This is a genomic window from Mesorhizobium sp. M1423, assembly GCF_040317575.1.
Lineage (GTDB): Bacteria > Pseudomonadota > Alphaproteobacteria > Rhizobiales > Rhizobiaceae > Mesorhizobium.
The window spans coordinates 19,243-38,501 of the sequence record NZ_JAMYKU010000042.1 but is presented as its reverse complement, the minus strand read 5'-3'; the positions used below and the strand labels follow the sequence as shown (position 1 = coordinate 38,501).

General features: G+C 63.1%; 18 protein-coding genes. 5 read left to right on the top strand and 13 right to left on the bottom strand.

The features are described 5' to 3' along the window. Window positions 1-106: 106 nt before the first annotated feature. The 12 genes from NKG95_RS31910 to rpsF all read right to left on the bottom strand — a co-directional run bounded on the left by NKG95_RS31910 (window position 107) and on the right by rpsF (window position 11,505). Window positions 107-328 (bottom strand): hypothetical protein, encoded by a 222-nt coding sequence (locus NKG95_RS31910; RefSeq protein WP_023719840.1) that lies wholly within the window; start codon window positions 326-328, stop codon window positions 107-109. Between the two features lie 125 nt (window positions 329-453). After that, entirely contained in the window at window positions 454-1,194 is a 741-nt protein-coding gene (locus NKG95_RS31905) for an SDR family NAD(P)-dependent oxidoreductase (RefSeq protein WP_353010464.1), read from the bottom strand. A 220-nt stretch (window positions 1,195-1,414) separates the two neighbouring features. Beyond that, window positions 1,415-2,896: an amidophosphoribosyltransferase gene (gene purF / locus NKG95_RS31900; RefSeq protein WP_036244955.1), complete on the bottom strand. Its 1,482-nt coding sequence runs from the start codon at window positions 2,894-2,896 to the stop codon at window positions 1,415-1,417. A 114-nt stretch (window positions 2,897-3,010) separates the two neighbouring features. Continuing rightward, entirely contained in the window at window positions 3,011-3,682 is a 672-nt protein-coding gene (locus NKG95_RS31895; RefSeq protein ID WP_023719837.1) for a CvpA family protein, read from the bottom strand. A 47-nt stretch (window positions 3,683-3,729) separates the two neighbouring features. Then, the gene (gene radA, locus NKG95_RS31890; protein WP_353043527.1) at window positions 3,730-5,148 is read right to left on the bottom strand and encodes a DNA repair protein RadA; all 1,419 of its coding nucleotides are present in this window, start codon (window positions 5,146-5,148) and stop codon (window positions 3,730-3,732) included. Between the two features lie 231 nt (window positions 5,149-5,379). Next, window positions 5,380-6,870, bottom strand: coding sequence for a replicative DNA helicase (locus NKG95_RS31885; RefSeq protein ID WP_023677714.1), 1,491 nt, complete (start codon window positions 6,868-6,870; stop codon window positions 5,380-5,382). Between the two features lie 206 nt (window positions 6,871-7,076). Further along, window positions 7,077-8,045, bottom strand: a complete 969-nt coding sequence (locus tag NKG95_RS31880; RefSeq protein ID WP_353043526.1) for a small ribosomal subunit Rsm22 family protein — start codon at window positions 8,043-8,045, stop codon at window positions 7,077-7,079. A 3-nt stretch (window positions 8,046-8,048) separates the two neighbouring features. Beyond that, window positions 8,049-8,372 carry a YnfA family protein gene (locus tag NKG95_RS31875; protein ID WP_352849223.1) on the bottom strand — a complete coding sequence of 108 codons (324 nt, stop codon included), beginning with the start codon at window positions 8,370-8,372 and terminating at the stop codon, window positions 8,049-8,051. 82 nt (window positions 8,373-8,454) lie between these two features. Then, on the bottom strand, window positions 8,455-9,744 hold the full coding sequence (locus NKG95_RS31870) for a cyclopropane fatty acid synthase (RefSeq protein ID WP_023719832.1): 1,290 nt from the start codon (window positions 9,742-9,744) through the stop codon (window positions 8,455-8,457). Between the two features lie 152 nt (window positions 9,745-9,896). Next, window positions 9,897-10,481, bottom strand: a complete 585-nt coding sequence (rplI, locus tag NKG95_RS31865; RefSeq protein WP_023719831.1) for a 50S ribosomal protein L9 — start codon at window positions 10,479-10,481, stop codon at window positions 9,897-9,899. 275 nt (window positions 10,482-10,756) lie between these two features. Further along, window positions 10,757-11,005, bottom strand: a complete 249-nt coding sequence (gene rpsR, locus NKG95_RS31860; protein WP_006203718.1) for a 30S ribosomal protein S18 — start codon at window positions 11,003-11,005, stop codon at window positions 10,757-10,759. Then, entirely contained in the window at window positions 11,005-11,505 is a 501-nt protein-coding gene (gene rpsF / locus NKG95_RS31855) for a 30S ribosomal protein S6 (protein ID WP_352481813.1), read from the bottom strand. Before rpsF ends, rpsR begins: the two co-directional genes overlap by 1 nt. A gap of 463 nt (window positions 11,506-11,968) precedes the next feature. Here rpsF and NKG95_RS31850 point away from each other — a divergent pair, with 463 nt between their 5' ends. Beyond that, complete coding sequence (locus tag NKG95_RS31850; RefSeq protein ID WP_353043524.1) at window positions 11,969-13,513, top strand: pilus assembly protein TadG-related protein; 1,545 nt, start codon at window positions 11,969-11,971, stop codon at window positions 13,511-13,513. A 39-nt stretch (window positions 13,514-13,552) separates the two neighbouring features. On the opposite strand, the gene NKG95_RS31845 is transcribed toward NKG95_RS31850, so the two are convergent. Continuing rightward, window positions 13,553-15,478 carry an LTA synthase family protein gene (locus tag NKG95_RS31845; RefSeq protein WP_352910766.1) on the bottom strand — a complete coding sequence of 642 codons (1,926 nt, stop codon included), beginning with the start codon at window positions 15,476-15,478 and terminating at the stop codon, window positions 13,553-13,555. Between the two features lie 246 nt (window positions 15,479-15,724). Here NKG95_RS31845 and fabD point away from each other — a divergent pair, with 246 nt between their 5' ends. The 4 genes from fabD (at window position 15,725) to fabF (ending at window position 19,209) form a co-directional block, all read left to right on the top strand. Continuing rightward, entirely contained in the window at window positions 15,725-16,690 is a 966-nt protein-coding gene (fabD, locus tag NKG95_RS31840) for an ACP S-malonyltransferase (protein ID WP_352814843.1), read from the top strand. Window positions 16,691-16,750: 60 nt separating this feature from the next. Next, window positions 16,751-17,488, top strand: coding sequence for a 3-oxoacyl-[acyl-carrier-protein] reductase (gene fabG / locus NKG95_RS31835; protein ID WP_023719826.1), 738 nt, complete (start codon window positions 16,751-16,753; stop codon window positions 17,486-17,488). Between the two features lie 187 nt (window positions 17,489-17,675). After that, entirely contained in the window at window positions 17,676-17,912 is a 237-nt protein-coding gene (locus NKG95_RS31830) for an acyl carrier protein (RefSeq protein WP_006203723.1), read from the top strand. A gap of 34 nt (window positions 17,913-17,946) precedes the next feature. Then, on the top strand, window positions 17,947-19,209 hold the full coding sequence (gene fabF / locus NKG95_RS31825; protein ID WP_023719825.1) for a beta-ketoacyl-ACP synthase II: 1,263 nt from the start codon (window positions 17,947-17,949) through the stop codon (window positions 19,207-19,209). The last annotated feature ends 50 nt before the right edge of the window (window positions 19,210-19,259 follow it).

The following is a 19,259-nucleotide window of genomic DNA, read 5'->3' as shown; positions in this document are numbered from 1 at the left end:
CCCATCAGCCATCGCATCAAGAAATGCGCCTGGAACGACGACTATCTCATCAATGCCATCACTCATATGCGATAGCCCTGCCCTCAAGGGGGGAGATCACGCTGTCCTACTGCGCCGACGGCTCCTCGGCGTCGCCCTCGTCCGCGAACGGCGAGGCGCTCGGTACGCACTGCACCGACCAGCCGGCCGGCGTCGGCTGCTTCTGGTATTCGGTGACGGCGGAGGTGCACTGTTCGCGGGTGTCGAAGGTGCTGGGCAGCACGACCATGCCGCCTTGCGGGCCGGCGATCACCAGATACCAGACCAACGCTACGCTCGGTGCCGCCATGAGTATTTCCTCGCTCTGCTTGTTTTGGGAGTCGGTGCGATCCTAGCAACTCCGGCCAAGCGGCGAAAGTTGGGCCGAAGCGCGGCGTTAAGCCACGGCATCACAGCCGCGTGATGTCAGGCCGCTTACTCCGGCTGCCGGTAGGCGACAAAGCGGTTGTGCTTGGCCTGGAAGATCAGCCCCGTCTCCTTGAGCGCAGGGCTGGCCAACGGCACGATACGCTTGGCGATCTCCGAAGGGTGCGGCAGAGTCTCCGGATCCTCGCCGGGTACCGCCTGCGCCCGCATGGCGGTGCGCGTTGCCCCGGGATCGGCGGCGTTGACCCTGAGCGGCAGGTTTTCGGTCTCATGCGCCCACGAACGCGTCATGGCCTCGACCGCCGCCTTCGACGCCGCATAAGGCGCCCAGAAGGCGCGTGCGGAGTGGGCCAGGCTGGAACTCAGTACGATAGCGCGGCCGGCATCGGAGAGTCTCAGCAGCGGGTCGACCGAGCGGATCAGCCGCCATGTTGCGGTGACGTTGATGGTCATCACCTTCTCGAAGGTCTTTGCCTCGACATGGCCGATCGGAGCGATGACGCCGAGCACGGCGGCGTTGGCGACCAGTATGTCGAGCTTGCCCCAGCGCTCGTGGATGGCGCCGCCCAGCCGGTCGATCCCCGCCATGTCGGCAAGATCGAGCGGTACCAGCGTCGCCTGTCCGCCGCCTGCTTTGATCTGGTCGTCGAGTTCTTCCAGCCCTCCGACGGTGCGGGCAACCGCAATCACATGTGCGCCGGCGGCGGCAAGCTCCGTGGCGATGAAATAGCCGATACCGCGCGAGGCGCCGGTGACGACCGCAACGCGGCCGGAGAGATCGAGGGTCATGCTTGAACTTCCATGAGGTCGGCGTGAGGCACCCCCCTCTGCCCTGCCGGGCATCTCCCCCTCAAGGGGGGAGATTGGCCCTCATCAGGCTCAGCGCCTGTTCTGCGACCGTCGCGATTGGCGAAAGTCGACAATTCAGCCGATCTCCCCCCTTGAGGGGGAGATGCCCGGCAGGGCAGAGGGGGGTAACCTGGCGAAGACAAATGGCGATCCGGCAACCTTACGACCCGCCTGCCGCCAATAGCGACAGCGTGCGGACATTGTCGGAGCCTTCGAAATCGGCAAGCCGGGTCGGATACTGGCCGGTGAAACAGGCGTCGCAGAATTGCGGCTGTTCGTTGTCGCGGCCGGCTTCGCCGACGGCCCGGTAGAGCCCGTCGATCGAGAGGAAGCCGAGCGAATCGACGCGGATGAACTCGGCCATCTCCTCCACCGACATGCGCGAGGCCAGCAACTTCGACTTTTCCGGTGTGTCGACGCCGTAAAAGCAGGAGGCGCGCGTCGGCGGCGAGGCGATGCGCATATGCACTTCCTTGGCGCCGGCATCGCGCACCATCTGCACGATCTTCTGGCTGGTGGTGCCGCGTACGATCGAATCGTCGACCAGCACCACACGCTTGCCTTCGATCATGCGGCGATTGGCGTTGTGCTTAAGCTTGACGCCCATGTGGCGGATCGAATCGCCGGGCTGGATGAAGGTGCGGCCGACATAGTGATTGCGGATGATGCCGAGCTCGAACGGAATGCCCGCGGCCTGCGAAAAGCCGATCGCCGCCGGTGTGCCCGAATCCGGCACCGGCACGACGATGTCGGCCTCGACCGGGCTCTCCAGCGCCAGCTCGGCGCCGATGCGCTTGCGTACCTCGTAGACATTGCGGCCTTCGACCGAAGAATCCGGCCGGGCGAAGTAGACATATTCGAAAATGCAGAAGCGGGTCTTCTGCGGCTCGAACGGGAACAGGCTCTCGATTCCCTTGCTGGTGACGACGACCATTTCGCCGGGCTTCAGGTCGCGCACGAAACGCGCCCCAATAATGTCGAGCGCGCAGGTTTCGGAGGCGAGAATCCAGGCGCCGTCGAGATCGCCAAGCACCAGCGGCCGGATACCGAGCGGGTCGCGGCAGCCGATCATCTTCTTGGACGTCATTGCCACCAGCGAGAAGGCACCTTCGACCTGGCGCACCGCATCGATGAAACGCGAATTCAGGTCGCGCTCCTTGCTGGTGGCGACCAGATGCAAGAGCGTCTCGGTGTCGGAGGTGGAAGAGAAGATGGCGCCCTGCTTCTGCAGGGCGCGCTGAACGGTCATGGCGTTGGTGAGATTGCCGTTATGGGCGACGGCAAAGCCGCCATCGGCAAGTTCGGCGAAGAAAGGCTGGATGTTGCGCAAGCCAGCGCCACCGGTGGTGGCATAGCGTGTGTGGCCGATGGCACGGTTGCCTTGCAGGCTGTCGATGACACGCTGCTTGGTGAAGGTGTCGCCGATCAGGCCGACATGGCGTTCGACATGGAATTGGGTGCCGTCATAGGAAACGATGCCGGCCGCTTCCTGGCCTCGATGCTGCAACGCATGCAGGCCGAGCGTGACGATGGCTGCGGCGTCCTGCCGGCCGAAAATACCGAACACGCCGCATTCGTCGTGGAAATGGTCGTCGGCTTCGGCGGAAAGCACGTCGTCTGCGTCTGCCACTGAGGCTGCCATTGGGGGCTCAAGCTCCGCTAAAGTCGCCATATAAGGTCATAGCGCATCGAAAGCAACGCACGTCGTGCGACGTTCACATGATCGACAGTCTCGAGGCGAGCAAGTCTGCCGAAATCAGTTTGCCGGCGCCGGGTTTGCAGGTGCCGGCGTCGCGGGCGCATTGTCGGCCGGCGGAGCGTCGCTGTCATCGGGTGCCGGAGCAGTGGCGTCGTCGCCGGCGGCAGGTGCTTCCGCTGCAGGCGCGTCGGGGGCCAGAGGCGTCTCGGTGGCCGGCTGATTCGGATTGAGCTTGTTGAGGATGGCGTTTTCCGGATCCTCGGGCAGCAGGCTTTCCAGCTTGGCACCGATCGATTCGAGCAGCGGCTTTGACTTGGCGTTGGCAATCCAGCCTGGAGCTTTGGCGCCGGCCAGCCAATTGAAAAACAGCAGTGCGACCGCGACCACCAGGATGCCGCGCGCCGCGCCATAGAGGAAGCCAAGTGTGCGATCGAGCGCGCCGATCCTGGAATCGATGATCCAGTCGGCGAGCTTCATGGTGATGACGGAAACGACGATCAGCGCGACAATGAAGACGATACCGGCGGCCGCCGCCATGGCTGCCTTTTCGTTGTCGATATAGGGCTGAATGTAAGGCAGCACCGGCTTGTAGAAGAAGAAGGCCGCCGCAGCGGCAACTGCCCAGGAGATGATCGACAGGATCTCGCGCGAAAAGCCGCGAACCATGGCGAGCATCGCCGAGACCAGGGTGAAGCCGACGAGAATTCCGTCAAGCAGCGTAATCGGCATGTTTTTCGCCCCGCTCCGATCTCTTTTTCACGACTCGACGAGCCGCATCAGTCTTGCTCGTCGGCGCGGCTGCGCCGAGAGCCGGCTATGCGCGCCACGAGATCGGCAAGCTCGGTGGGCTGGAAAGCGCCGGCTCCGATCCCCCCGGCCCCATTACCACCAACAAGTTCCTCGCTGCCCAAGGGCAGAACCGCGCTTCCGAAACCCAGCTTTTCGGCTTCCTTGAGGCGCTGCTGCGCATGCGCAACCGGCCTCACCGCCCCCGAAAGGCTGATTTCGCCGAAATAGACGCAATCGGCGGGAAGGGCAAGACCGGTGAGCGAGGAAACCAGTGCCGCCGCCACCGCCAGGTCGGCCGCCGGCTCCGAAATGCGGTAGCCGCCGGCAACGTTGAGATAGACGTCGTGCGTGCCCAAGCGAACGCCGCAATGGGCTTCCAGAACCGCCAGGATCATCGACAGCCGGGCGCCGTCCCAGCCGACGACGGCGCGGCGTGGCGTGCCGAGCGTCGAAGGTGCTACCAGCGCCTGGATCTCGACCAGCACCGGCCGTGTGCCTTCCATGCCGGCGAAAACCGCGGCACCCGGCGACTTCGCGTGACGTTCACCGAGGAAAAGCTCGGACGGGTTGGCGACTTCCCGCAAGCCCTTGTCCGACATTTCGAAGACGCCGATCTCGTCGGTTGGCCCGAAGCGGTTCTTGACCGTTCGCAGGATGCGGTAGTGGTGGCCGCCTTCGCCCTCGAAATAGAGCACCGCGTCGACCATGTGCTCGACGACGCGTGGGCCGGCGATCTGGCCCTCCTTGGTGACATGGCCGACCAGAACGATCGCCGCCCCTGTGGATTTTGCATAGCGGATCATCGCTTGGGCGGCGGCACGCACCTGGGTCACCGTGCCGGGCGCTGAATCGGCCATGTCGGTCCATAGCGTCTGGATCGAATCGAGAATGACCAGGTCCGGCCGCTTGCCATCGGCAATGGTGGCGAGGATGTCCTCGACGTTGGTCTCGGCGGCGAGTTCGACCGGGGTGTCGGCGACGCCGAGCCGCTGGGCGCGCAGCCTGATCTGGGCGACCGCTTCTTCACCGGAGACGTAGACGATGCGGTGGCCCTTTGCCGCCAGTGCGGCTGCAGCCTGGGTGAGCAGCGTCGACTTGCCGATGCCGGGATCGCCGCCGACCAAAAGCGCCGAGCCGCGCACGAAGCCGCCGCCGGTGGCGCGGTCGAGTTCGCCGATGCCGGAGACGATGCGCGGCGCGTCCTCGATGTCGCCGGAGAGGCTGGTCAGCACCACCGCGCGGCCTTTGCGGGCGTTGCGGGTGTTGGCCGGGCCGGAGCCGATGCCGCCCGACGTGCCTTCCTCGACCAGCGTGTTCCACTCGCCGCAGGCATCACATTTGCCGGCCCAACGCTGATGCACCGAACCGCAATTCTGGCAGATGAACTGGATACGGGATTTGGCCATCAGCGTCGCGTCGCTTGCCAATTGCCGAGGCTCGTCGATCCTGCCCACCCCCCTCTGTCCTGCCGGACATCTCCCCCGCAAGGGGGGAGATTGGCTGTCATTGATGCTTTCGCCAATCGCCGATGCCGCAAGAAGAGAGCCGGCGACAAAACTGCCGATCTCCCCCCTTGCAGGGGAGATGGCCGGCAGGCCAGAGGGGGGTGTGACGGAACGCGACGGTTGGCCAACAAGCTACTCGAACCGATCCGGCAAATGATGCTCTTCCGCGAGGTCCGAGAAGCGGGTGAACTCGCCCTGGAAGGCGAGGCTGACCGATCCCGTTGGGCCGTGGCGCTGCTTGGCGACGATTACCTCGGCCTTGCCGCGCATCTCGTTCATCTCGTGTTCCCACTTGATGTATTCGTCGGTGCCCGGCTTCGGCTCGCGGTTCTTCAGATAATATTCCTCGCGGTAGACGAACAGCACCACGTCGGCGTCCTGCTCGATGGAGCCCGATTCGCGCAGATCCGAAAGCTGCGGGCGCTTGTCGTCGCGGCTCTCGACCTGGCGCGACAGCTGCGACAGCGCGATGATCGGCACCGCCAGCTCCTTGGCCAATGCCTTGAGCCCGGTGGTGATCTCGGTGATTTCCTGGACGCGGTTTTGCGATGATTTCGCGCTCGATCCCTGCATCAGCTGGATATAGTCGATGACGATGACGTCGAGACCGCGCTGGCGCTTCAGGCGACGCGCGCGGGCGGACAGCTGAGCGATGGAAATACCGCCGGTCTGGTCGATGAACAGCGGGATTTTCTGCATGGTCTGCGAACAGGCGACGAGCTTTTCGAAATCCATCTCGCTGATCTCGCCGCGGCGGATTTTCGACGACGGGATTTCGGTCTGTTCGGAAATAATGCGGGTGGCGAGCTGTTCGGATGACATTTCGAGCGAAAAGAAGCCGACGACGCCGCCATTGGCCGCCTTGAACGAGCCGTCGGCCTGCTGCGCCGGGACATACGCCTCCGCGATATTGAAGGCGATGTTGGTGGCGAGCGAGGTTTTACCCATGCCGGGGCGGCCGGCAATGATGATCAAGTCGGACGACTGCAGGCCGCCCATGCGACGGTCGAGGTCGCGCAAGCCGGTGGCGACGCCCGACAAATGCCCGTCGCGCATATAGGCGGCATTGGCCATGTCGACCGCCGTCTTGACAGCGTCGGTGAAGCTCTCGAAGCCGCCGTCGTAGCGGCCGGTCTCGGCCAGCTCGAACAGCCGCCGCTCGGCGTCCTCGATCTGGTCGGAGGGCGACATGTCGACCGGCGCGTCATAGGCGATGTTGACCATGTCCTCGCCGACGGTGATCAGCGCGCGGCGCGTGGCCAGATCGTAGATAGCGCGGCCATAGTCGGTGGCGTTGACGACGGTGACGGCCTCGACCGCCAGCCGCACGACATATTGCGCCACCGTCATGTCGCCGACCTTCTCGTCGGCCGGCAGGAAGGTCTTCAGCGTGATCGGCGTCGCGATCTTGCCCATGCGGATGAGCTCGGCCGCGACCTCGAAGATCTTCCTGTGCAGCGGCTCGTAGAAATGGCCAGGCTTCAGAAAGTCGGAGACGCGGTAGAACGCATCGTTGTTGACCAGTATGGCGCCGAGCAGCGCCTGCTCGGCCTCGATGTTGTTCGGCGCCTCGCGATAGAGCGGTGTTTCCGCCACGCCGAATTTTCGTGCTGCCTCTGCCATGATGTCCCCGGTCCTGATCCCGGTCTCTCGATATCAGAACGAGACAAGTCGGTGATGACTTATCTGCATCAGTCCCCAACCAACCAACTTTGATGCCCGCGATTCACAGCCAAGATACTTCGGTGGAAAGAATCTCGATTGACTCGAATCAAGATGGCGAGCCTAGCCGTTCTTGAGCGAGAACAAAACAGGAAAATAGCTGCCGGTCATTCCGGCAAGGCGTCACCCGAGTCCAGTCGCCGCGCGGCCTTGAACGTCTCGCCGTCGCGCTTCGTGAACAGTCGCTCGGCAGCATGACCATCCTGTTGGCAAAGCTTCAGCAAGACCTTGCCGGAGCCCGATTTCGGCGGTGCGATCACCCGCGCGCGGGGCGGAGCGGCCGGATGACGGGAAGCGGCGACAAAGATGAACTTTTCGTCCTCCCACGGCACCTCGGCATCCTTGGCCAGACGGTGCAGGCGCGAGCGGGCGACGCGGCGGGCGAAATGGCACCAGTCGGGAGCGACAAGTGGGCAGGGCGCCTCATGCGGGCAGGGCGCGAGCACGTGCGCCCCCGCCTCGATCAGCTGCCGCCGCACGGCAAGGATGCGCTGCCAGCCGGCCGGCGTGCCTGGCTCGACGACCAGCAGCGTGTCGGCGGTCAGCTGCCAGAGCCGGTCGATTAGTTTTGCCAGCGATGCCGGCGCGATCTCATCCAGCACATAGGCTGAAGTCACCAGCTCGGCCGGCTCCAGATCGACCAGGTCGATGGTGACGTCACCGGTCAGCCAGGCGGTCTTGGCATGGATTGCCTCGGCGGCAAGCGCCTCGCCGACCCGCCGCACCGCGGCACCGGCCTCGAGCAGCACTGCCTGTTCGAGATCGGGCCAGAGATCGATTGTGGCCCAAAGCACCGTCCCAGGGCCGGCGCCGACATCGAGCAAGGTCTTCGGAGCATAGTCGGGCCGAGACTCGCCCACCGCATCGAGACTGGCGCGGACGGCCGCATAGGTCGCCGGCAGCCGCGTTGCCAGATAGGCCTTAACCGCCATTTCTTCTGCCATGTGCAGGCGGCCATCGCGCAACTCGGCGCGGTAGCGGTCCGACAGCGTCTTGGCCGCTTGCTTGATCATCGGCAACGGCACCTGTTCGAGAAGGCGGTCGACGCCTTGTCTAAGCGGGGCGGGCAGTTCCATGGTCTACGCAGCCCGAGGTGCGAGCACGATGACCGAGGCGCCAATGATGCAGATCGTGGCACCGGCAAGATCCCAACTGTCGGGGTGCACGCCTTCCGCCAACCATAGCCAGACCAGCGAGGCGGCAATGTAGATGCCGCCATAGGCGGCATAGGCCCGGCCCGCCGCACTGGTGTCGACAAGCGCCAGCAGCCACGCGAATAGCACCAGTGAGACGAGACCGGGCGCCAACCACAGCGGCGACTTATCCAGCCGCCACCACGCCCAGAACGAGAAGCAGCCGGCGATCTCGGCAAGTGCGGCGGCGACGTAGAGGAGGTAGGTCATGAAAAAAGGTCCCGCGTTGACGAGACCTTTTTCAGCGTGCCAGCCGGCAATGGCAAGCGGCAATGGCGCGATCGCCGGCAGTCTACTCCGGATCCGCCACCTTGCGGCGGCGAGTGGGCTTGGCCGCAGGAGCCTTTTCACGACGTCCAAGATCGCGCATCTCCAGCGCCTTCTCGCAACTGGCCATGTAGTCGCGCGTCACCGGCAGCGTGTCGTTCTTCTTGGCGATCTGGATTTGGAAGATCACCAGATCCTGCCATCGGAAGGCAGCTTCCGAGGCAGCAAGATAGAACTCCCACATGCGGCAGAAGCGCTCGTCATAGATCGCCTTGGCCTTGTCGCGGTTGGCGGCAAAGCGCTCGCCCCAATGCTTCAGCGTCTCGGCATAATGCAGCCGCAGAACCTCGATGTCGGTGACGACGAGCCCCGATTTTTCGATAGCCGGCATCACTTCGGAGAGCGACGGGATATAGCCGCCCGGGAAGATGTATTTGCGAATGAAGGCGCTGGTCGCCCACGGCACACCGGAACGGCCGATCGTGTGCAGCAGCATGACACCGTCCGGCTTCAGCAGCGTCGCCGACTTGTCGAAGAAGGTACGGAAATGATTGACGCCGACATGCTCGAACATGCCGACCGAGACGATGCGGTCGAAACGCTCATTGAGCTCGCGATAGTCCTTGAGGTCGAAATGCACCCGGTTTTGCAGGCCTTGCGCGTGCGCGCGGTCGGTGGCGACGCCGTGCTGCTCGGTCGACAGCGTCACGCCTTGCACGTCGACGTCGAACGCCTTGGCGAGATAGAGGCCAAGCCCGCCCCAGCCGGAGCCGATGTCGAGTACCGTCTGGCCGGCTTTCAACCTGAGCTTGGCGGCGATGTGGCGCTTCTTGGCTGCCTGGGCCTCATCGAGCGTCATGTCCGGCTGCTCGAAATAGGCGCAGGAATACTGCATGTCCTCATCGAGGAAGAGGCGATAGAGGTCGCCCGACAGATCGTAGTGGCGCTGCACGTTGCGGCGCGCCCGCGACGCCGTGTTGATCTGCTGCAGGCGCCGGAAGGCGTGGCGCAGACCCTCGATCGCCTTCGACCAGGTGGCATCGATGCCGCCGCTGCCCATGTTCTGGAACGCAATGCGCATCACCCCCAGCACGCCGCCCTCGATAATGTCGAGTTCACCGTCCATGTAGGCTTCCGGCACCGCCAGCATCGGATCAAAAGTGATGGCGCGCTCGGCATGCCTTGTCTTGATGTGCATGTGCACCGGCTCGCCGCTGCCGTCACCGAAAGTCACCATCGAGCCTTGCGGCCCTGTCACCTTGAGATTGCCTGTGCGGACCAGGCGGTCGAGAACGCGCTTAAGCAGAATATTCATGACCAATTGTCCCCTCTCGGCCAGACATGCTGTCCTATTCTGCATCAAGATATAGGGGTTCGAAAAGTTCCATTTGGCATAAAAATGCCCGGGTGCGAGGCCCGGGCATTGGTCCAGATAGGTATTAGCCGACGAATGCCGGCGAACAACGATCAGCCGTTGTCTTCGCCGCCCTCGAACTCCGCGTTCGGATCGAAGAAATTTTCCGGCCGCGCATTGTCGTTGATGTCTTCGCCGTAGATGGCTTCGGCGGTGGTCAGCGTTTCGCCCTTGGCCTGGCGTTCGGCTTCGTCGGCCGTGCGGGCAATGTTGAGCGTGATGGTGACCTCGACTTCCGGGTGCAGTGCGATCGCCACGTTGGTGACGCCGATGGTCTTGATCGGCTGATTGAGCAGGATCTGGTTGCGGTTCACCGAAAAACCTTCCGCCGTCAACAGCTCGGCGATGTCGCGCGTCGACACCGAACCATAGAGCTGACCGGTCTCGCCGGCCGAGCGCACGGCGATGAAGCTCTTGCCGTCGAGCTTTTCAGCAATCTGCGCGGCCTCGGACTTGCGCTCCAGGTTGCGGGCCTCGAGTTGGGCGCGCTGTCCCTCGAACTTCTTCTTGTTACCTTCGTTGGCGCGCAGCGCCTTGCCCTGCGGCAGCAGGAAATTGCGGGCGAACCCGTCCTTGACCTTGACGGTGTCGCCCATCTGGCCGAGCCGGGAAACGCGTTCGAGAAGAATGACTTCCATGGTTTTGTTCCTTCGGTTGGGCGCCTATCCTCAGGATCGGCGCCGAATTGTCTGGAACAGGTCAGGAAGCTGGGGCGTCGCCGCCTGTGTCGCTGTCCTGCCTGTCGCGGCAGTTAGGATCTCTTGTCGAAATCCAACCCGGGATTTGGTGTTCGATCCAGCTACGCCCGTCGTGGCCGGTGAAAAAAGCGGGCGGCGAACCGCCCGCTGGCTAGACCATGATCCCGAAAAGTGGAAACCGGTTTTCGGATAAGATCATGGTCAACTAATCAGTCTTAGCGGACCACGTAGGGCAGCAGGCCGAGGAAGCGGGCGCGCTTGATCGCCTTGGCGAGTTCGCGCTGCTTCTTCTGGCTGACGGCGGTGATGCGCGACGGCACGATCTTGCCGCGCTCGGAAATGTAGCGCTGCAGAAGCCGCACGTCCTTGTAGTCGATCTTCGGCGCGTTGGCGCCGGAGAACGGGCAAGTCTTGCGGCGACGGTGGAAGGGGCGCCGGGTTGGGATCTGGTTGATGTCGACCATTATTCTGCGGCTCCTTCAAAGCCTTCGCGCGGACGGCGCGGGCCACGATCGGCACCGCCATCGCCGAAGCTGCGCGGCGGACGATCACCACGGTCACCGCGATCGCGGTCGCCGAATGAGCGCGGGCCACGATCGCCACGGTCGCGGTCGCCGAAGCCGCCGCGTTCCGAGCGCTCTTCGCGCTTCTGCATCATTGCCGACGGGCCTTCCTCATGCGCATCGACCTTGATGGTCAGGAAACGCAGCACGTCCTCGGACAGGCCCATCTGGCGCTCCATCTCATTGAGCGCGGCCGGCGGGCAGGTGATGTCCATGAGTGTATAATATGCCTTCCGGTTCTTGTTGACCCGGTAGGTGAGGGACTTCAGTCCCCAGTTCTCGACCCGGCCGACGGACCCGCCATTCGCGGTGAGGACGCCCTTGTACTGTTCGACAAGCGCATCGACCTGCTGCTGCGAGAGGTCCTGCCGGGCAAGAAACACATGTTCGTATAGAGCCATAGTGTTCGTGCCTTTCTTCGTTTCTCTCCCGGTTCCCGGCGGCAAAAGCCTCTGCAACTTCTCTGACCCGCAATCCTTGCGAAGACGGGGAAGAAAGGAGCATGACGAGACGGTCGAGAGCGGAGACACGGGAGGCGGAAGCGCTTCTGGCTCCACGCGAAGGTTCGAAAACCTCCGGCCCTCCGTTCAGCCCCCAGCAAGGACCGGCAGATTGCGGGCGTCTATACAGGAATTTGACCGCAAAGCAAGGCCAAACGACAGGCCAAATGGCTCGATTAGCGCCCTACCTTCCAGAGCACAACGGGCCTCGATGGCAAGGTTTTACGGATTTCCTGAAACCTGACCTTAACCATCATGCGAAGTTCCCGTGCCGGCGGGCATGGTGGCAACCCGTCGTTCATCATGCGAATGCAAAACGAAACACTTCGCGCGACACCTGCAGCACGGCGGTTTTGGGGGTAAAATGCTGTTCGACAAGTTCTGCCGTTCGAAGAGCGGCAACTTTGCCCTGATGCTGGCGTTCGGGCTGCCTGCGGTTCTGACGGCCGTCGCGTTTGCCGTGGACGTGTCCACCTTGATGAGGGCCAAGGTCAGCTTGCAGAACGCGCTCGATGCCGCGAACCTTGCATCTTCGCATCTCGGCGACATCGAGGCCACGCGCAAGGACGTCTTCGACCGCTATTTCCAGACCAATGTCGCCGGCCACAGCGAGTTGAGGAACGCCGAAGCGACGCTTACCGTCGAAAGGGGCCTCAATTACATCCAGACAAAGGCCGTCGCCGCGGCGGACGTCAACTTGAACTTCGCTTTCCTGTTCGGCAACGACAAGCGCATCACCGTCGATGCTGGCGCCATCGAATCGACCAATCAGCTCGAAGTCGTGCTGGTGCTCGACAATACCGGGTCGATGGCCAGCAACGACCGCATCGGCGCATTGCGGACGGCGGCGACGGGCTTGATCGATATGCTCCAAGCCGCGAAGTCGCCGACGCGCAGCGTACGTGTCGCAGTGGTGCCGTTCGTCACCGCGGTCAACGTCAAGGGCGAGGACTACGATCCGTCCTGGATCGACATGGCCGGCAAATCGCCGAACAATGGCGCCAATTTCCCCTTGGTCGGCGGCAAGCGCATCACCCATATGGACCTGTTCAAGCAATTGGGCGTCGAATGGAGCGGCTGCGTCGAGGCGCGGCCCGGAACCAACAATGTTTCCGACATTTCGCCCGACCAAAACAAACCGGACACCCTGTTCGTACCTTATTTCGCGCCGGACGATCCAGGTAACGCCAAAAATCCGAACAGCTCCTATGGCAATTCGGCGACCGGCTACAATAATTCCTATCTCGACGATACGGTTATCACCCTGCTTCCCGGCCTCACCGGCGACATCGCGAAGTACAGTGTTTCGACGATGAAGCTGATCAACGACAAGAAAGGCCCCCTGACCATCGGCCCAAACCGGGCCTGTCCGACGCCGATAGTGCCGCTGACCGACGATTTCGACAAATTGCGTAAGGCCGTCAGTGAGATGATCGAATGGAACGGCTCGGGGACCAATGTTTCGGAAGGGTTGTCATGGGGGATGCGGGTACTCTCGCCGGAACCGCCCTACAGTGACGGCGCGCCGTTCAGGGCGTCAGGCACGACCAAAACGGTGCTGCTGCTCACCGACGGCGAAAATGTTGTCTATGGCGCGAAGGATACGCCACAGAAGTCGGACTATGGTTCTTACGGGTTCCTGGCTTCGGGTCGGTTCGGATCCAGCGACCAGACCGCGGCCGCGCGCAATGTCGACGACTGGACAACCAATGTCTGCAACACGTTGAAGAAACAGGACGTGCAGATCTTCACAGTACTGCTGCAGGCCGACACCGCAGCCAACCGCAAGCTCTACGAGGCCTGCGCGTCGTCGCCGTCGGATTATTACCCGACCAACGACGTCAGTCAGCTCGAAAGCGTCTTCCTGAAAATCGGAAGCTCGATTTCGCAACTGCACTTGACGAACTGAACGACGTCAGTCGCCCAACGGCCGTTCCGCCGCCGCTGCTCAACTCGTGTGCGCAGCCACTTTGCCTGTGGTTTCGGGGAAGAAGTCGGGCGCCGCATGGCGCTTGCCGAACATCATGTCGTACTGCAGCAGACGGAAGTCGCGGATTGCCGGGTCGATCTCTTTCTGACGCGACCAATCGGGGGTGGCGTCGCCCGCCGGTGCCAACAGCAAATTGCGGTCGATGACGCGGTAGTGCTCCCGCAACTGGCCGAGGAAGCCGGTGTAATAGGGATGACTGATGCCGGCAGTCTTCAGGATATGATAGGGCAGGAAGGCTGGGCTGACGGCGCCGAGATCCTCGGCCGGGCCGCTGCGGTTTGACCAGACGATCAGTGGCGTCTGGTGGTGCAGCAGCATCTGGTCGGCCGCCTCCTTGCGCGGCGCGACATTGTCCTTCAGGAAACCGGTCTCGACGTAGACCGGCCCAAGCGGCGGCAGATGGTCGCCGAAGAAGGCGATGACCGTCGGCCGCTGGCGTTTCTTCGCCCATTCGATCAGCCGCTCGAGGCCACGGTCCGCGTCGGAAGAGCCTTCGGCGTAGCTCAACAGCGATTCACGTGCCCATTGGCTGATCGGCGCCTGCACCTTATGGGTCGGATTGTTATAGCGATAGGGCTCATACGGCCCGTGGTTCTGCAGGCTGACGGCGAAAAAGAAGACCGGCTCGGCGCTGGTATCGGCCTCGTGGATGATCTCGTCGGTCATCGCTGCGTCCGACGCGAGCGGTCCGCGTTTTTGCATGGGCGGCAACGTCTCCTCGGATTTGAAGTCGTTGAAGCCGAAATCGGCATAGACGGCTCCCCGGTTCCAGAACCAGTTGGTGCCGGGATGGATGGCGCGCGCCCGGTAGCCCTGACTTTTCAGGAAGGTCGCCAGCGACGGGGTCGGTGTCCGCACATATTGCTGGTAGGGAATACTGCCCGCCGGCAGGAAGGCGTTGGAAAAGCCGGTCAGGGCCTCGAACTCGATGTTGGCCGTCATGCCGCCGAATTCGGGCGAGAACATGTAGCCCGTGCGCAGTGCCCGCACATTGGGGATAGGGTCGGGCGTGATGGTGACGCCGGGCAGCTTGGTCGGATCCCAGAAGGATTCGCTCATGACGACGATGATGTCGGGCTTCTCGGCGGGTACCGAGGCCGTCACCTGCGGTTTGCCGATCGCTTCGATCGCCTTGCCGGAATAGCCGGGCGGCGCCGAGACATGGGCCATCGGGACGTTCAGCGCGAATGCGAGCGCAAAACCGTTCGAGGCATAGTTTTCCTTCTGGTCCCACATGATCGGGATGATCTGCAGCCGGTCGCGCGTCCATGAGAAAGTGGCATAGTCCATGATGGAGACGAAGAAGGCGATCAGCGGCACTGTCAGCGTCAGTCGGGCAAGGCGGCCCTTGTGGCTGAGCGCCGGAACGCGGCGGCGCCATAGCCGCCAGCCATAGACGAGAAGCGACAGCCCGCCGCCGACGCCGATCGCCAGGGCAATGGCGGTTCCCGGGCGATCGCGTACCAGGAGCGGCATCAGCGCCACGATCTGCCGAGAATAGAGGAAATCGGTCGGATAGAGCGGATCGCCGAGATAGAGCGACTTCTGGTGGCCGACGAACGCCAGCGACAACGTCAGCGGCGCGAGGATCATCAGGCTCTGATGGCTGCGGCCGAGCACGGCGTCGAGCCCTATGAGGATCAACGCAAAAATGATGATTGTGGTCCAGCCGGGTTTGAAGGGCTGCAGAAAGAAGTCGATGGTGCCGGCAAAGTTGCCGCGCACGATCAATTCGATAGCGAACACCAGGATGGCCGCGGCCAACAGGCTGATGAAGCCATAGCGGATGACAGGCCATTTGCGCCCTGGCAGATAGCCGGTGGCCGGATCGCCTTCGAGAAACTGTGGCGCGGCCTCGGCTGCGCTCTTCCTGGTCTTTGCCACTGCGATAGTTCCCCGGCCCGCAACAAAAGCGTCACTCGACTGTCATCGAACTGTCACGCAAAGCTAGCGCCTGTGGCGGAAATAAGAAGAGCCAGCAAACAAATCGTGAGCGGTTTTCATCATGAGTGATCGCCAAAAAGCCTGCCGAAACAGGCACTCGGCCGACGTTGCGCGGTCAAGGTTGGACTTGACTTGGCCGCACGCCTTGCGTCACAGGCAACGAGAACCAGCAGCTGGGAGCCGCCGATGGCCATCGCATTCACCTTTCCGGGGCAGGGCAGCCAGGCTGTCGGCATGGGCAAGGACCTTGCCGATACCTTTGTTGAATCGCGGCGGATCTTCGAGGAAGTCGATGATGCGCTCGGCGAAAATCTATCGAAGCTTATCTGGGAAGGCCCGGAAGAGACGCTGACGCTGACCGCCAATGCCCAGCCGGCGCTGATGGCGGTGTCGCTTGCCGCAATCCGGGCGTTGGAGGCGCGCGGCTTCTCCCTGAAAGGCAAGGTCACCTATGTCGCCGGCCACTCGCTTGGCGAATATTCGGCACTTGCGGCCGCCGGTTTCGTTTCGGTCGCCGACGCCGCCCGACTGTTGCGCATCCGGGGTAACGCCATGCAGGCGGCGGTACCGGCCGGCGAGGGCGCCATGGCGGCGATCATCGGGCTGGAACAAGCCGACGTCGAAGCCGCCTGCGCAGAGGCTGCCCAAGGCGCGGCCAAAGATCCCGCGCAAGCCTTGGTTTGCCAGATCGCCAATGATAATGGCGGCGGCCAGCTGGTAATCTCCGGCGCCAGGTCGGCGGTCGAACTGGCGGCGAAGCTATGCACGGAGAAGGGCGCCAAGCGGGCGCTCATGCTGCAGGTTTCGGCGCCCTTCCATTCGGCATTGATGAAGCCGGCGGCCGAGATCATGCGGGAGGCACTGGCCGCCGTGACGAAGAGTGCACCGGCCGTGCCGCTGGTCTCCAATGTTACGGTGACCCCGACGAGCGATCCCGACGAGATCGCCCGCCGCCTCGTCGAACAGGTGATCGGGCGCGTGCGCTGGCGCGAAACGGTGGAGTGGTTCGGCGCGAATGGCGTTGCGACGCTATATGAAGTAGGCGCCGGCAAGGTTCTGTCGGGGCTGGCGCGGCGCATTAACCGCGATATTGCCACCAGTGCAATCGGATCCGCGGCGGATGTCGAGGCGGCGCTGGCGGCGCTTGCATAATCAACTGGCGATTTGACCCCGCTCCGTGCGAAGGCTGTTCGCTCAGATCAGGAGACAAAAATGTTCGAATTGACCGGCCGCAAGGCGCTCGTCACCGGCGCATCGGGGGGCATCGGCGAGGCGATCGCCCGCGTGCTGCATGGCCAGGGCGCCATCGTCGGCCTGCACGGCACGCGTATCGAGAAACTGGAGGCGCTGGCCGCCGAACTGGGCGACCGGGTCAAGCTGTTTCCGGCCAATCTTTCCAATCGCGACGAGGTCAAGGCGCTTGGCCAGAAGGCGGAGGCCGATCTCGAAGGCGTCGACATCCTCGTCAACAATGCCGGCATCACGAAGGACGGGTTGTTCGTACGCATGGCTGATGCCGACTGGGATAGCGTGATCGAGGTCAACTTGACCGCCGTGTTCCGGCTGACCCGCGAGCTTACCCATCCGATGATGCGGCGCCGCCATGGCCGCATCATCAACATCACTTCAGTGGTCGGCGTCACCGGCAATCCCGGCCAGGCCAATTATTGCGCCTCCAAAGCCGGTATGATCGGCTTTTCCAAATCGCTGGCGCAGGAGATCGCCACCCGCAATATAACCGTCAACTGCGTCGCCCCGGGCTTCATCGAATCGGCGATGACCGACAAGCTCAACGACAAGCAGAAAGAGGCGATCATGGCGGCGATCCCGACGCGGCGCATGGGCACGGGCGCCGAAGTCGCCTCTGCCGTCGCCTACCTCGCTTCCAATGAGGCGGCCTACGTCACCGGCCAGACCGTTCATGTCAATGGCGGCATGGCAATGATCTAACACTTGGGAAAACGCTTCATTCCGTCTTGGATGCACGGGATTTTTCGTGTAATGCCGCCCGCAACCCGGCGGTTCGGGCAAAAACCGGTCCTGTTCCGCTGCGTTTCCGGCAGGACCATCTTTCAGCTTGATTAGCGGCATTCTGCCCGCTAACGAAGACAGACAACCAAAAGACGAGGATGCCCAAATGAGTGACACCGCAGAGCGCGTCAAGAAGATTGTCATCGAGCACCTTGGCGTCGATGCCGACAAGGTGACGGAGCAGGCGAGCTTCATCGATGATCTGGGCGCGGACAGCCTCGACACGGTCGAACTTGTCATGGCGTTCGAAGAAGAGTTCGGCGTCGAAATCCCCGACGATGCGGCCGAGACCATCCTGACTGTTGGCGATGCGGTGAAATACATCGACAAGGCCTCGGCCTGACGCTATTTGCAGTCATCACCGGGGAGGACCTGCGATGAGGCGTGTCGTCGTCACGGGCCTTGGGCTGCTTTCGCCGTTCGGCATGGGCTTCGAGCACAGCTGGAATGAGCTTCTGACCGGCCGCAGTGCAGCCAAGCGCATCACCGAATTCGAGGTGGAAGACCTTGCCTGCAAGGTCGCCCACGTCATTCCGCGCGGTGACGGCTCCAATGCCACTTTCAATCCTGAAGCCGTTCTCGAGCCGAAGGAACTGCGCAAGATCGGCGACTTCATCCTGTACGGGATCGCGGCCGCCGACGAGGCGCTCAAGGATTCCGGCTGGCAGCCGAAGACGCATGAGGAACAGTGCGCCACCGGCGTGCTGATCGGTTCCGGCATCGGCGGCATCGAAGGCATCGCCGAGAATGCGATGATCCTCAAGGAACGCGGTCCGCGCCGCATCAGCCCGTTCTTCATCCCCGGCCAAATCATCAACCTCGTGTCCGGCCAGGTCTCGATCCGGCATGGGCTGAAAGGCCCCAACCATGCCGTCGTCACCGCTTGCTCGACCGGTGCGCACGCCATCGGCGATGCCGCCCGGCTGATCATATGGGGCGATGCCGACGTTATGGTCGCAGGCGGCGCCGAAGCGCCGGTGACGAGGCTTTCGATCGCTGGGTTCGCGGCTTGCCGCGCGCTCTCCACCGACCGCAACGACGCGCCGCAAACGGCCTCGCGCCCCTATGATCGCGATCGCGACGGTTTCGTCATGGGCGAGGGCGCCGGTGTTGTCGTGCTCGAGGAGCTCGAACACGCCAAGGCCCGCGGCGCCAAGATCTATGCCGAGGTCACCGGCTACGGCCTGACCGGTGACGCCTATCACATCACCGCGCCAGCCGAGGACGGCGACGGCGCTTTCCGTTGCATGACGGCGGCGCTGAACCGGGCGAAGCTGACGCCCGCCGATGTCGACTACATCAACGCCCACGGCACCTCGACCATGGCCGATACGATCGAACTCGGCGCCGTCGAGCGGCTGGTCGGCAACGCCGCCTCGAAGATATCGATGTCGTCGACCAAATCGTCGATTGGCCACCTGCTGGGCGCGGCTGGTGCTGCCGAGGCGATCTTTTCGATCCTCGCCATTCGCGACAACATCGCGCCGCCGACCATCAATCTCGACAATCCGGAGCGCGAAACGGCGATTGACCTTGTGCCGCACAAGCCGCGAGCCCGGCAGATCGACGTGGCGCTGTCCAACTCCTTCGGCTTCGGTGGCACCAACGCCTCGCTCGTCTTCCAGCGCTACAATGGCTGACCGCTCCGCCGGTTTGCGTCTGCCGTCAATTTTGCCATATTCGCCCCTAC